A 14,206-nucleotide genomic window follows, 5' to 3' on the forward strand; every position below is an offset into this window, starting at 1 on the left:
CCTCGTCTCACAGGTTTCAGAACCGTACGGTTCCGCAATGGACCATAGTTCCGAACCAGATGGTTCGGCAAGAGGTACGATTCGGCGCATGCGGGCGGCAGGTCAGGCAACCAGGGAGCGAATACTCACCGCGGCGAAAGCGGAGTTCGCCGAATTCGGCATCGCGGGCGCTCGGATCAACCGCATCGCGGCCGCCGCACACGCCAGCAAGGACCGGCTCTACGCCTACTTCCCCGGCAAGAACGAGCTCTACGCGGCCGTCACCGAGCGCTGGACCACCGAAACCAGCAGCGAAGCCGCCATGTCCGCCGACGACCTTCCCGCCTATGTGGGCCGCCTGTTCGACCACTTCATCACCCACCCCGACAACGCCCGCCTACAAGCCTGGGCCGAACTCGAACCGTCCGGCGACATCCCGCTGGTGCTGCGCCGCACCATCGACGCGAAGATCGCCGAGCTCCGGCGCGGTCAGCACGAAGGTCTCATCACCACCGATATCCCCGCCCCGATCATGCTCCGCATGCTCACCGATCTCGCCCGGACGTCAGCCACCCATGCGAGGACAGGAGCTACTGGCGACGGTCGCCTGGCGGCGCAACGCGCGGCGGTGGTGGCGGCCGTGGCGCGCATGGTGGCCGCGCCGTAGCGGCCGGCGCATCGGATCCCGCACCGCACACGCGATCCCCTACTGGGTCGGGCACTGGCCCCTTTCCTCCTTGTGTTTTGAATATCGTTCGGCCACCGCAGCGGCGATAAGCGAGGGTGGATTTACATAGTTAGATGCATATATCGCAATATCGCGATTAATTCTAGACGAGACACCGCACTGAAGACCATCGGCGCGTTCATCTCGACCCCGCCACGATCGTTCGGCACTGTTCAAAACCCTTCTGCCCCTTGGCCTGCCTCCTCCCCCGCCACCGATCAGGCCGAGCAGCACACCCACTCCCCCACCTCGTACAGTTGCCCGAATGAACGAGGATCTGCGCATCTGTTTCATCGGCGACTCCTTCGTCCAAGGCATCGGCGACCCGGCGTACCGCGGCTGGGTCGGTCGCGTACTCGCCGCGACCGGTCCCGGCATCACCGCGTTCAACCTCGGCATCCGGCGCAACACCTCCGCCGATGTCCTCCGCCGCTGCTGGCGAGAGGTCGAGCCGCGCATCCTGCCCGACACCGACAATCGCCTGGTGCTCTCCTTCGGCAGCAACGACTCCGTCGTCGAGAACGGCAACGTCCGGGTGGACAGGACTCAGTGCCTCGACAATCTCGCGACCCTGCTGACCGAAAGCCGCGACCGCGCGATCCACCCGCTGGTGATCGGCCCACCACCGGTCATCGACGCCGGCAAGGAGCACCTGCGGCGCACAGCGGACCTCGCCGACGACATGGCAGACCTCTGCGACTCACGCGAGGTGCCGTTCGTCGCCACCACAAGACAATTGGCCGAAGACCTTGTCTGGACTCGCGAAGCCGCGGCAGGCGACGGCGCCCACCCCGGCAGCGGCGGCTACCAGCGCTTGGCCGAACTGATCCTCGCCGGTCAGTGGCATTCCTGGATCGCCAGGCCCACCCCGTGAGGGCTACTCCACGAGGCCGAGGAGGGTCAGGTCGCGGACATACTTGGCGATGAGATCTGCCGGAAGGTGCGGGATGTCGTTGCCGGGGCCGAGCTGGGCGGCGCGGACGGCGGCGTGGAATCCGGCGGCGGGCAGAGCCGAACCGGGCAGTGGGCGGCCGGGTTTGCGGTAGGCGTCGAGTAGCGGGAGCAGGGTGTGTTTGCGCTGGGCTGCGGGTAGGGCGCGCAAGGCTGTTTCGAAGCGGGCGAACCACGTGTCGTAGTTGTCGACGCGGTCGATGTGGTGGCCTGCCTCGATCAGCCAGTCGACGAAGACGTCGAGGGAGATGCCGTCGTCGTGCGGGTTCAGGACGTCGTAGGTTCGGTAACCGCTCGTCGCGGCGGCGCCCAGTTCGGTGATCGCCGTGGCGACGAAGTCCGCGGGCAGGCCGTCGTAGTGGGCGCGTTGTCGTCGTCCGCGGGAATCTGTGCGGTAGAACGACTTCGGGGCCAGGCCGGTGACGAGCACACTCAGCAGGAGCCGGGTGAAGACGTCGGGCACGTTGAGCTGGCCACGGAAGTGACTGTGCGCCAGGATCATGTCCGAGCGGAATACCGCGACGGGCAGTCCGAACCGCTCGGCCGCCTCGCGCAGCAGAACCTCGCCCGCCCACTTGCTGTTGCCGTAGCCGTTGGCATAGGAATCGTCGAGCAGGCGGACCGGGCTCATCGTTCGCACGTCGCCGTCTTCGGCGAAGTACTCCCCCTGCGCCGCGACGGCCACGGTCGACAGGTAGTTGACCGGCTTGCGCGTAGTTGTCAGCGCCAGCCGGATGATCTCGGCGGTGCCGACCACGTTCGGGCCGAACAGCTGTGCGTACGGAAGCACATGGTTCACCAGCGCCGCCGAGTGCACGATCAGATCGACCTCGGCGGCCAACCGGCCCCATGTCGGCTGTGGCAGACCGAGGTTCGGCTCACCGATGTCGCCGGGCAGTACTTCCAGGGTGTCCTCGGCGAGAACCTGGAAGTGGGTGGCGAGCTCGCTGTCGCTGTCGAACGCGGCGTCGAGGCGCGCGCGGGCGGCGACTGCATCCCCGCCGCGAACTACGCAGATCACCGTGCCGCCACGCGGGGCGAGCCGTTCCAGCCAGGTCAAGAGGAGAAACCGGCCGAGGTAGCCGTTGGCGCCCGTGATCAGCACCGTCCGCGCAGGCCCGGTGGCGGGTACCCGGGCCACAGTCGTGACGTCCACGAACTTCTCGAGGGTCAGATCCGCAGCGCGAATCTGGGTGGCGCCCACACCGTGGACCGTATCGGAATCAGTTCTGTGTGCTCCGGGTTCGCGTTCACGCTGGATGTAGTCGGCGATGCGTGCCAAGTCGCTGTCCGGCCCGAGCAGCACATTCACCGGCACCTCCACCGCGAGCAATTCCCGCAGCAGCGTCGAATACGACAGTGCCGCCAGCGAATCGCCGCCGAGATCACCGAATCGCGCGTCCGGCCGCAGATCGCCCGGATCACCGCCGAGCACCGCGCGAGCGGCACGGGCGACGGTGTCGTACACCGGCAGTCGGGGCGCATCGCGACGCAACCGCTCCAGTTCGTCTTCCTGACCCCGCGCGAGATCCGCGTAGAGCTTCTCGAGACGCTCCCCATAACGCTGTTTGAGCTTCGGGCGCAACAGTTTCCCGACTCCGGACAACATCCCGTCGGCCGTCGAGAACGGTTCGGCCTCGATAATGAAGTCACGCGGAATCTCGTACGGCTCGAGCTCGGCGGCCATGGCGGCGCGGTGCAGCGACGAACTCACCGCGGCGCGCAACCCGTCGGCAGGTCCCGCGAGCGCGGCCTCGGTGGGCACCACGACCGCCAGCAGATACGACCGTTCGCTGCTGCCGTACACATAGATCTGGCGTACCAGATCGGCGCCCGCGAACACCGCTTCCAGCCGTGACACCGTCACGAACTCGCCCTGGGAGAGCTTGAGGACATTGTTGCGGCGGTCGACATAGGCCAACCGGTCCGGTGCCAGCTCGGCCACCACATCACCGGTGCGGCAGAAACCGTCGGCATCGAACACCTCGGCGGTCACATCGGGGCGCCGGTAGTACCCGGCGATCATGGTGGTGGTCTTGAGCAGCAATTCACCGCGTGGATACGGCTTGTCGGTGCCGAAATAACCGAGCTCGGGCACGTCGACGAGCTTGTAGTCCAGCACCGGTGGGCGCATCACCTTCGTATCGAAGATCACCCCGCCACCCGTCTCGGTAGAGCCGTACCCATCGTGCAGCCGCAACTGCACCACTGACTCGACGAACGTTCGCAACTCGGGTGCGATCGGCGCGCTGCCGCACAGCACCGACATCAACCGACCACCCAGGAACTGTTCGCGCAGTTCGGTTTTCACCGCGGCGATCGCCGCGTCGCCGCGCTCGGCCACCGTCGTGCGGAAGCGCTGCTGGATCATGTCGCACACCCGCGGCACCAAGAAGATCTCGGTGGGCCGCACGAGCGCGATGTCGGTGAACAGCGTGGACAGGTCCGGCGCCGCCGCGAAATACGCGGTGCCGCCGCGGGCGAGCACGCTGTTGAGGGTGAGGCGGGCCGCGATATGGCTCATCGGCAGGAAATTGACATTGATCGCGGTCAGCGGCCGGGGAGGTTGCCAGCCCACGGCGACCAGTCGCTGGGTGTACATCGCGCCCTTGGGAGTTCCGGTACTCCCCGAGGTGTAGATCAGCAGGGCGAGGGGGTCTGCGCCCTCGGCAGGCACGTTCAGCGGGGCCGCGGCGGCGAGGCGGCCCTGTTCGATGGTGTCGTCGAGAGTGGTGGGCACGAGGGCCGATCCCCCGGCCCTCAGTCGGGTGCGGGCCGCGTCGAGGGCATCGCGGTGATCGTCGTCGTCGGCGTGATGGTCGAACACGATCAGCGACCGTGGGGTGGCGCCGGCCAGCACCGCGTCGACGGCGATGTCCAGGTGCGCGGTATCGACGGCAAATACCGTCGGCTCGGTCTCGTCGAGAATCGAACGCAACTGTTCGAGACCCGCGCCCGCCTGCAGCGGCACCGCGACCCCGCCGAGATGGATCGTGGCGAGATCGAGCACGGTGTAATCGGCGCTGGTGAACCCGAGCACCGCGACGAAATCCCCCGCGATGACGCCGTCGCGATGCCAGGCGGCGGCCAGCGCGCGAGTGCGCTCCCACACCTGCCCATAGGTCAGTACGTCGAACTCCGGCACCAGCTTTCGAGTTGCCCGTCCGCCGCTGTCGACCAGTTCGGTACGCCGAGTGCCGAGTGCCGGACGGTCGGCGTAGGCCGTCATGACGGTCTCGACGATGCGGGCCGTCGCGAGTCCGGGGGTCGTGACGATGGCGTGCACGTCTTCGGCGGGACGCGCCGCACGGATCTGCTCGTCGTCGGCGTAGAGCGCCTTGATGCGGTCGGCCAGCTGTCCCGCGGCGAGCTCTACCGTCATGCTCCGGCCTTCCGAATGCCTTGCCACGCTTCACGTTGCGCGGAATCGGGATCGACCAGCACGCGCGGTGGATGGTCGATGATGGAGGTGGTCCGGCGTTCGGCGGTGTAGGGGGTCCACGGCGCCAGCGGCCTGCCGGTGCGGGCGAAGCTGAGCCAGTTGTCCTGGATGTGGTCCTGGACCGCAAGGAACGCCCGCCTGCCGCCCGCCGCGGTCATCGCACGGCCGACCGGTCCGTCGACCCAGCCGAAGACCGGGACGAGGTCGAGCGCGTGGGTGGCGCCGAAGCCCGCGAGGTGCAGTGCGCGCGGGGCGTAGTCGTACCGGTACGCGTAGGTGGGGGCGTAGCGGCTGTGGCCTTCGAGGACGGCGAGAGTCGGGCGCAGGAAGAGGTGGTCGCCACCGATGCGCACCGCGGTCCGGTTGGCGGGATAGCCGGGGTAGGTGCTGGTCACCCGCTGTTCTGTGCCGGGCTCATAGCGTTCGAAGATGGTGGCTAGCTGCGCGGGCGTGTGTGGGACCGCCTTGGCGAAGCGCTGGAACAGTGTCATCTCGTCGCGGTTGGTCCCGATGATCAGCGGCACCGGATGCGCGCGACCCGCCGCGATCGCGTCCAGGGGCATCTCGGGCAGGAAGTCGCCGTCCGCGACCGGGGCGTAGGGGAAACTGCCCGGTTCCTCGCGCAGAGATTTGGCCAGCGCGCGGTCGCCCGCTCGACACAGCTCCTTCGGGGACACGGCGCTCAGAATCGTCGCGGCATCGGCGGGGGTGGCGCCGAGGCGGTCCAGGCAGCGGCGGGCGAACCGGCGCGCCTCGTCGGGTGTCGAGGTCCAATCGGCGGGGGCGCTCTGCGCGATCGCCCGGTGGAACAGGCCGCGCGCGGCGGGCGTCGCCAGCAGGCTGACCACCGCGTGCGCACCGGCCGATTCGCCGAAGATGGTGACGTTGTCGGGGTCACCGCCGAACGCGGCGATATTGCGACGCACCCATTCGAGCGCCGCGACCTGATCGCGCAGACCGAGGTTCGACTCGAAAGGCCGGTCCGGCGTGGAGAATTCGCTGAAGTCGACGTAGCCGAGCGCACCGAGCCGGTAGTTCACCGACACCACGATCACCTCGCCCCGCGCGGCCAATCGTGCGCCGGAGTACATGCTCGACGTGCCGATCAGATAGCCGCCACCGTGAAAGAACACCATCACCGGGCGCGGTGTCGACGACGGTGTCGCCGGAGCGGTCACGTTGAGCGTCAGGCAATCCTCCCCGATGGGTTGCCACGTGCGCGGCCCGACGCGGGCACCGTTGGGGTTCTGTACCGCGGCGAAGCCGAACTCGGTTGCCGACCGGACCCCCGTCCACGGTCGAACGGGCTGGGGCGCACGCAACCGCAACGCTCCGATGGGTGGGGCCGCGTAGGGCAGGGCACGCCAGCGGGCGATTCGACGACCCGCACGACCGCGCACGACTCCGTCGGCGCTCACGATCTCGGTGGACAACATCCCTCGAATGTACGTGGTACCCGCGGTACCGCGCAGGTGGTTCGGTCGGCGAACTGTTTCGGCGGCGCATCGACGCCGCGGACTAGACTGGTCCGATGACCGGCGAGGTTCCGGAAACAGCCCCGCGGGCGGCGCGGGACTCCCCCGATATCGCCGCACTCGACCGCTTGGTTTCCACCTGCCGCGCCTGCCCCCGGCTCGTCGCCTGGCGCGAAGAAGTCGCCGTCGTCAAGCGTGCCGCGTTCCGCGACGAACAGTATTGGGGTCGACCCGTCCCCGGCTTCGGGCCGGTCGATGCGCGGATCCTCGTGGTGGGGCTCGCCCCCGCCGCCCATGGTGGCAACCGGACCGGCCGCATGTTCACCGGCGACCCGAGCGGCAACGTCCTGTTCGGTGCGCTGCACACGGTGGGTCTGGCTACCGGCGCGCATCCGGTCAGCCGTGCCGACGGCATCGAATTGGTGAGCACCCGGCTCACCGCACCCGTGCATTGCGCGCCGCCGGACAACAAGCCGACACCCGAGGAGCGGCGACGCTGCGCGCCGTTCCTCAGCCGGGAATTGGAATTGCTCCGTCCGACCCTGCGGGTGATCGTCGTTCTCGGGGCCTTCGGCTGGCAGGCCCTGTTCACCGTCCTGCTGGCAGGAGGCTGGAATGTGCCACGCCCCCGTCCCCGTTTCGCCCACGGCGCGCAAGTCGTGCTCACCCATCCCGACGGTCGATCGGTCACCGTGCTGGGCAGTTACCACGTGAGCCAGCGCAATACCGCCACCGGCCGGGTGACGCCCGCGATGATCGAGGACGTCCTGCTGCGCGCGAAGACGATCGCCGAGTCCTGACCGGAATTCGCGATCTCGTCACCTAGGATCGAACAGTGCTGACTGTGTACACGATCGGCCATTCCACGCGGACCGCGGACGAATTCGTCGGCCTGCTCGATGATTACGGCGTCACCCAGCTCGTCGATATCAGGACCGTGCCCCGGTCACGTCACAATCCACAATTCGGACGTACGACGCTCCCGGAAATCCTACGGGCGAAAGACATTCGCTACCTGTATCTCGCCGCGCTCGGGGGATTGCGCCACGGGGCGAGCAGCGATCTCAACTCCGGCTGGCGCAACGCGTCCTTCCGCGCGTACGCGGATTACATGCAAACACCGGAATTCAGCACGGGCATCGACGAACTCGTCGACCTCGCGGGCACGGCGACGACAGCCGTCATGTGCGCTGAAGCGGTCCCGTGGCGGTGCCACCGGTCACTGGTGGGCGACGCGTTGCTGGTCCGGGGCGTACAGGTGCGCGACATCATGTCCGCCACCCGAGCACCGGAGCATCAGCTGACGAACTTCGCCCACGTCGCGGGAACGACGATCACCTATCCCCCGCCTGTCGAAGATTGATATGCGTCCATAACAGTTCACTGCGATGGCAGGAGATCCGAGGATGAGTTCGCTGGCAATGAGCACTCTGGACGTCTCCAGATGGCAGTTCGGTATCACCACGGTCTACCACTTCATCTTCGTCCCGCTCACTATCGGGCTGGCACCGCTCATCGCGATCATGCAGACCGCCTGGGTGATCACCGGGAAAGACCACTGGTACCGACTCACCAAATTCTTCGGAAAATTGTTCCTGATCAACTTCGCCATCGGTGTCGCCACCGGCATCGTCCAAGAGTTCCAGTTCGGGATGAACTGGAGTGAGTACTCCCGATTCGTCGGCGATATCTTCGGTGCCCCACTGGCTCTGGAAGCGTTGATCGCCTTCTTCATGGAGTCGACATTCGTCGGATTGTGGATCTTCGGCTGGACTCGATTGCCCAGACTCGTCCACCTCGCGACGATCTGGATCGTCGCGATCGGCGTCAACGTGTCCGCCTATTTCATAATCGCGGCCAACTCGTTCATGCAGCACCCGGTGGGTGCGAAGTTCAACCCCGAAACCAACCGTGCCGAGCTGGACAGCATTTGGACGCTGCTCACCAACAACACCACCGTGGCGGCCTTCCCGCACGTGGTCGCCGGCGCTTTCCTGACGGCGGGCACCTTCGTGGCCGGTATCGCGGGCTGGTTCATGGTGCGCAACGCGCGCAGCGGCGACGCGGCGAAACTCGACGAAGCCAAGGTGATGTGGCGGCCGGTCACCCGGCTCGGCCTCTGGGTAATTGCCGCTTCGATCGTGGTGGTCGCGATCACCGGCGATATCCAGGGCAAGCTGATGTTCCAGCAGCAGCCGATGAAGATGGCGTCGGCGGAATCGCTGTGCCACACCGAGACCGACCCCGAATTCTCGATCCTGACCGTCGGCACGCACAACAACTGCGACAGCGTCGAACACGTTCTCGAGGTTCCCTACGTGCTGCCGTTCCTGGCCGAGGGCCAGTTCAGCGGCGTCACCCTGCAGGGCGTGGAAGATCTGCAGCGCTCCTATGTCGAGGACTTCGGGCCGGGCAACTACCGGCCCAACCTGTTCGTCACCTACTGGAGTTTCCGCGCCATGATCGGCCTGCTGGCCGGCTCGGTGCTGTTGCTGCTGGCCGGTTTCTGGCTGACCCGCGGCGGTCGCGTGCCCGGCAAGCGCTGGTTCTCGTGGCTGAGCCTGCTCGCCATCCCGACCCCGTTCCTGGCCAACAGCGCGGGCTGGGTCTTCACCGAAATGGGCCGTCAGCCGTGGGTGGTGGTGCCGAACCCCACCGGCGACAAGACCATTCGGATGACCGTGGCCCAGGGCGTCTCCGACCACGCGACCGCCACCGTTGTGTTCTCGCTGGTGGTCTTCACGCTGCTCTACGGCGCGCTGGCGGTGGTCTGGTTCTATCTGATGCACCGCTACACCGTGGTCGGGCCCGAACCAGGGCCGACGGCATCCGATGACGAGTTCGGTCCCGATGACGACGGCGGTGGCGGTAGGCATCGCGCCGAACCCGTCGAGCCGCTGTCCTTCGCGTACTAGGAGACGACGATGAGTCTGCAGCAATTCTGGTTCGTGCTCGTCGCCGTGTTGTTCACCGGCTACTTCATCCTCGAGGGCTTCGACTTCGGCGTCGGCATGCTGATGCCGATCCTCGGCAAGGGTTCCGACGTGCGAAGGCGGGTCGTGCTCAACACGATCGGCCCGGTCTGGGACGGCAACGAGGTCTGGTTGATCACCGCGGGCGGTGCGATGTTCGCCGCGTTCCCGGAGTGGTACGCCAGCTTGTTCTCCGGGTTCTATCTCGCCCTGCTGCTCTTGCTGGTGGCCTTGATCCTGCGGATCTGCGCCATCGAGTGGCGGGCCAAGATCGACTCGCCCAAGTGGCGGGCATTGGCTGACATCGGCATCGGCATCGGCTCCTGGATTCCGGCGCTGGCCTGGGGCTGGGTGTTCGCCAACCTCGTGCGCGGGGTGCCGCTGAACGAGAAGCGGCAAGTCGTCGGCTCGGTGTGGGATCTGCTCAGCCCCTACGCCCTGCTGGGTGGAGCAACCACGGGGATCCTGTTCGCGCTGCACGGGGCGATCTTCCTGGCGCTGAAGACCGGTGGCGAGGTCCGCGACGATGCCCGCACCTGCGTCCGGATCCTGTTCGTGCCGACCGTGGTGATCGTCGGCGGATTCGGCCTGTGGACCCAGCTCGCCTACGGCACCGGTTGGACCTGGGCCGCGCTCGGCGCCGCCGTCCTCGGCCTGGTCGTCGCCGGTGGCGCTACCTTCGCGGGCCGCGACGGCTGGGCGTTCATCGGCACCACCCTCACGATCGCCGCGGCCACCATCCTGCTGGTCGGCTCCCTGTACCCGAACGTGATGCCGTCGACGATCAGCCCCGCCTTCGACCTGAACATCCACAACGCCTCCTCCAGCCACTACACCCTGCAGGTGATGAGCTGGGCAGCCGTCCTCGCCACCCCGGTGGTCCTGATCTACCAGGGCTGGACCTACTGGGTCTTCCGCAAACGCCTCACCGTCGACCAGATCCCCGCCCCGACCGGCCTACCACTCTCGAAATAGGCTTTCCGACACCATCATTCGATGATCCCGATCCTCCGGCCTAGTCGATCAGATTCGCGCTTTTGAGCCAGTCGTAGGCGACGTCGGCGGGGTCTTCTCCGTCGATGTCGACGCGGCCGTTGAGGTCGCGCATCAGGTCGTCGGTGAGGCGTTCGGAGATCGCGTCGAGGAGGCCGCGCAGTGCGGGGTTGGCGTCGAGGACGGGGGCTCGCACGACCGCCGTGCCGCTGTAGGGGAGGAAGAATTTCTTGTCGTCGTCCAGGACGAGCAGGTTCAGATTCTTGACGCGACCGTCGGTGGTGTAGACCATGCCGAAGTGGCAGGGCGAGTCTTTGGCGGTCGCGGTGTAGACGACACCGGCGTCCATGCGGGTGACGTTGCCCGCGGGGACACCGTTGGGGTCGTTGTAGGGGATGCCGTATTTCTGGAGCATCGGGATGAAACCGTCCGAGCGGCTGAAGAATTCGTCGTCGACGCAAAAAGTGCGTTCGGCGACCGGCAGTGCGGCGACGTCCGAGAGCGACTTCACGCCGAGGCGCTGCGCGGTGGGGGTCGCCGCACCGAACGCGTAGGTGTCGTTGAAGTTGGACGGGGCGAGCCATTCCAGGTCGTGGTCACGCTTTTCGACATCGTGGACACGCTGCCAGAGCTCCTGTGGGTCCACGATCGTCTCGGTCTCGTTGTGGTAGTTGACCCAGCCGGTACCGGTGTATTCCCACAGCACGTCGGCGTCGCCGTTGAGCTGGGCCTGCCGCGACGAGGCCGAACCCGGAGCGCCGGTCAGGTCGGTGACCGACGCGCCCGCCGCGGCCAGGTAGGTCGCGGTGATCTTGCCGAGCAGCACACCCTCGGTGAAGCTCTTCGAGGTGACGGTCAGCTCCGCGCCGTCGAGGGGGCGCTCCCCGCCGGGCAGGCTCGCGTCGTGAAAGGTGCCGGACGAACTCACCAGCCCGCACCCCGCCAGCAGCGAGAACGTCGCGACCAGCACCGATATCAACGGGACTCGCCTCATGAGACACCTCGTGGGGTCGCGGCCAGTTCGACGAGCCGACCGAGCCAATCGATGATCAACGCCAGCAGTCCGACGAGCACGGCGCCGGAGATGAGCAGCTTGGGCAGGAAGAGGGTGACGCCGGTCGTGATCAGCGTGCCGAGGCTGGTCGCGCCGATGAAGGTGCTCAGCGTCGCGGTGCCGACCAGGATGACCAGCGCGGTGCGCACACCGTTGAGGATCACCGGCACGGCCAGCGGCAATTCGACCTGTACCAGAGTCCGTGCGGCCGAGAACCCGATCCCTCGCGACGCTTCGATGGTGCGCTGGTCCACCTGGCGCAGCCCGACGATGGTGTTCTGCAGGATCGGCAGGATCGCGTAGACGACGAGACCGACGACCGCGGTACGGAATCCGGTGCCGAGCCAGAACGTGAACAGGACCAGCAGACCGACGGCGGGCGCGGCCTGACCGATGTTCGCGACGTTCACGGCGATCGGCTCGAGCCGCTGCAGTGCGGGTCTGGTCAGCGCAATGCCGAGGGGAATCGCGACGACCACCACGATCAGCGTGGCGACCACCGTGAGCCGGATGTGTTCGAGGATCGTGGTCTGCAGATTGGCCCACGCGAGCGACGCCTGCTCGGTAGCGGTGAAAGTCGAGGACCGATACCAGAGCACGTAGCCGATGCCGATCACCACGATGATCAGCGGCTCGAACCACACGTCGATCGGGACCCGGCGCGGGCGGTTCATGCCGGTCCGGCCGTTCCCGGTTCGTCGTCGGCGGCGACGACCGGCGTGGGCGTGGGATCGGAGCCGTCGACATAGGTTTCATAGGACGGATCCTCGACCGCGGCGTGCCCCTCCGCGAGCTTGGTCTGGATCACATCGGTCACCGAGCCGATGCTGAGCGAGCCGACGACGGCGCCTCGACCGTCGGTGACCAGGGTGGCTCCCTGGCTCGCCGCGAGCATGGCATCGAGCGCGTCGTTGAGGGTCGAGGACTGGGCAACCACGGGCAGCCGGCGATCCAGATAGTCCGAAACCTCGGGCTTGCTCGCCACTTCCGTCAGCGAGGGCCACGAGCGCGGTCGCCCGGCCTCGTCGACGACCACCACCCAGGTGTTTCCCGCGGCCTTCGCTCGACCGATCACTACCTGCGCGGACTCCCCGATCCGGGCGGTCGTCACCGGGTCGACCTCGACATCGCGCACCCGAGACACCGTGAGATAGGCCAGTTTCGCGCCGGATCCGACGAATTCCTCCACGAACGGCGTCGCCGGATCGGTGAGGATCTCCTCCGGCGTCGCGTACTGCTCGACGTGCCCGCCCTCGGACAGGATCAGGACCTTGTCGCCGAGTTTGGTGGCCTCCTCGAAATCATGGGTGACGATCACGATGGTCTTGCCGAGTTCGTGCTGGATCGCGATCAGGCTGTCCTGCAAGCGAACCCGGGTGATCGGGTCGACCGCGCCGAACGGTTCGTCCATCAGCAGCACCGGGGGGTCGGCCGCGAGCGCACGGGCCACGCCGACGCGCTGCTGCTGGCCGCCCGACATGTCCTTGGGCAGCCGGTCGGCGAAGGTCGAGGGATCGAGACCGACCAGGTCCAGCAGATATTCGGTGCGCTCGGCGATGCGCTTCTTATCCCAGCCGAGCACCCGCGGGATCGCGCCGATGTTCTTGGCCACCGACCAGTGCGGGAACAGGCCACCGGACTGGATGACGTAGCCGATCGACTGGCGCAGCTTGTCGGGGTCCTCCCGGGTGACGTCGCGGCCACCGATGAAGATCCGCCCCTCGGTCGGCTCGATCAACCGATTGATCATCTTCAGTGTGGTCGTCTTACCGCAACCCGACGGTCCGACGAACGCCACGATATTGCCCGCTTCGACCTCGAGATCCAGGCGCTCCACAGCGGGTGTGTCCTGGCCCCTGTACCGCTTCACGACGCCGTCCAAGGTGATGGAATCACCGGTCACATTGCGCTGCGGGCTCGCCGGCGCCTGCCGGCTGGTCACATCGGTCATCACAGTCCCTTGGCAATCGTGAGGCGTCCGAGCAGGACGAGGAGCGCGTCGAAGACCAACGCGATGGCAACGATGAGAATGGTTCCGGTGAGCGCCATTTCGAGGGCGTTGGCACCGCCGAGGCGGGACAGGCCGTTGAAGATCAGCGAGCCGAGACCGGGTCCGAGGACATAGGCCACGATCGCGGCGACACCGACGATCATCTGCGTCGAGACCCTGATGCCGGTGAGAATCACCGGCCATGCGATCGGGAGTTCGACGGTGAGCAGGATCCGCCATCGCGAAAGTCCGATACCGCGCGCGGATTCCACGACCGTGGTGGGCACCGACCGCAGGCCGACGATCGCGTTGCCGATCACCGGCAGCGCCGCGAAGAACGCGAGCATGATGAACGAGGGCACCACCCCGAGACCGAACGGGACGAGCAGCAACGCCAGCAGCGCCAGCGAGGGAATGGTCAGCGCGACCCGGCTCGAGGTCAGAGTCAGCGCCGAGGCCAGCGGCAACCGGTACACCGCCACCGCGAGCAGAATCGCGACGACGGTTCCGACCAGCACCGTTTGAAATGCCAGTGACGCATGCTGATAGGTGAGGAAGGTCAGAACCTCGCCTCGCCCTTGGACGTAGCTCCACAAGTTCACAGCATTCCCATCGTCAGGCTG

The 14,206-nt window shown here is 66.9% G+C and carries 12 protein-coding genes; 6 read left to right on the forward strand and 6 right to left on the reverse strand.

Features of this window, described 5'->3' with window-relative positions; genetic code table 11:
* Positions 1-88 precede the first annotated feature (88 nt).
* Together ACWZHB_RS11760 and ACWZHB_RS11765 are read left to right on the forward strand one after the other, a co-directional pair.
* A complete protein-coding gene (locus tag ACWZHB_RS11760; RefSeq protein ID WP_427907969.1) occupies positions 89-646 on the forward strand; it encodes a TetR family transcriptional regulator in 558 nt (185 codons plus the stop codon).
* A gap of 325 nt (positions 647-971) precedes the next feature.
* Positions 972-1,580, forward strand: a complete 609-nt coding sequence (locus ACWZHB_RS11765) for a GDSL-type esterase/lipase family protein (protein ID WP_427907970.1) — start codon at positions 972-974, stop codon at positions 1,578-1,580.
* A 3-nt stretch (positions 1,581-1,583) separates the two neighbouring features.
* Here ACWZHB_RS11765 and car read toward each other — a convergent pair whose 3' ends face one another.
* Together car and ACWZHB_RS11775 are read right to left on the reverse strand one after the other, a co-directional pair.
* Entirely contained in the window at positions 1,584-5,039 is a 3,456-nt protein-coding gene (car, locus tag ACWZHB_RS11770; RefSeq protein WP_427907971.1) for a carboxylic acid reductase, read from the reverse strand.
* A complete protein-coding gene (locus ACWZHB_RS11775) occupies positions 5,036-6,535 on the reverse strand; it encodes a carboxylesterase/lipase family protein (protein WP_427907972.1) in 1,500 nt (499 codons plus the stop codon). Before ACWZHB_RS11775 ends, car begins: the two co-directional genes overlap by 4 nt.
* 95 nt (positions 6,536-6,630) lie before the next feature.
* Here ACWZHB_RS11775 and ACWZHB_RS11780 point away from each other — a divergent pair, with 95 nt between their 5' ends.
* From ACWZHB_RS11780 to cydB, 4 genes are read left to right on the forward strand one after another with little or no spacing between them, the layout of a single operon-like run.
* Complete coding sequence (locus ACWZHB_RS11780; protein WP_427907973.1) at positions 6,631-7,374, forward strand: uracil-DNA glycosylase; 744 nt, start codon at positions 6,631-6,633, stop codon at positions 7,372-7,374.
* Between the two features lie 35 nt (positions 7,375-7,409).
* The gene (locus tag ACWZHB_RS11785; protein WP_427907974.1) at positions 7,410-7,937 is read left to right on the forward strand and encodes a DUF488 domain-containing protein; all 528 of its coding nucleotides are present in this window, start codon (positions 7,410-7,412) and stop codon (positions 7,935-7,937) included.
* A gap of 58 nt (positions 7,938-7,995) precedes the next feature.
* The gene (locus ACWZHB_RS11790) at positions 7,996-9,489 is read left to right on the forward strand and encodes a cytochrome ubiquinol oxidase subunit I (RefSeq protein WP_427909141.1); all 1,494 of its coding nucleotides are present in this window, start codon (positions 7,996-7,998) and stop codon (positions 9,487-9,489) included.
* Positions 9,490-9,498: 9 nt separating this feature from the next.
* Positions 9,499-10,521, forward strand: a complete 1,023-nt coding sequence (gene cydB / locus ACWZHB_RS11795) for a cytochrome d ubiquinol oxidase subunit II (protein ID WP_427907975.1) — start codon at positions 9,499-9,501, stop codon at positions 10,519-10,521.
* A 40-nt stretch (positions 10,522-10,561) separates the two neighbouring features.
* Here cydB and ACWZHB_RS11800 read toward each other — a convergent pair whose 3' ends face one another.
* Genes ACWZHB_RS11800 through ACWZHB_RS11815 form a run of 4 tightly spaced genes read right to left on the reverse strand, consistent with a single transcriptional unit; the run spans position 10,562 to position 14,185 of the window.
* Complete coding sequence (locus ACWZHB_RS11800) at positions 10,562-11,533, reverse strand: glycine betaine ABC transporter substrate-binding protein (protein ID WP_427907976.1); 972 nt, start codon at positions 11,531-11,533, stop codon at positions 10,562-10,564.
* Positions 11,530-12,267: an ABC transporter permease gene (locus ACWZHB_RS11805; RefSeq protein WP_427907977.1), complete on the reverse strand. Its 738-nt coding sequence runs from the start codon at positions 12,265-12,267 to the stop codon at positions 11,530-11,532. The genes ACWZHB_RS11800 and ACWZHB_RS11805 overlap by 4 nt, the downstream gene beginning before the upstream one ends.
* Positions 12,264-13,544 carry an ATP-binding cassette domain-containing protein gene (locus ACWZHB_RS11810; protein WP_427907978.1) on the reverse strand — a complete coding sequence of 427 codons (1,281 nt, stop codon included), beginning with the start codon at positions 13,542-13,544 and terminating at the stop codon, positions 12,264-12,266. The genes ACWZHB_RS11805 and ACWZHB_RS11810 overlap by 4 nt, the downstream gene beginning before the upstream one ends.
* The gene (locus ACWZHB_RS11815) at positions 13,544-14,185 is read right to left on the reverse strand and encodes an ABC transporter permease (protein WP_427907979.1); all 642 of its coding nucleotides are present in this window, start codon (positions 14,183-14,185) and stop codon (positions 13,544-13,546) included. The genes ACWZHB_RS11810 and ACWZHB_RS11815 overlap by 1 nt, the downstream gene beginning before the upstream one ends.
* Positions 14,186-14,206: the final 21 nt, after the last annotated feature.

The sequence above is a fragment of the Nocardia sp. FBN12 genome (genome assembly GCF_054031145.1).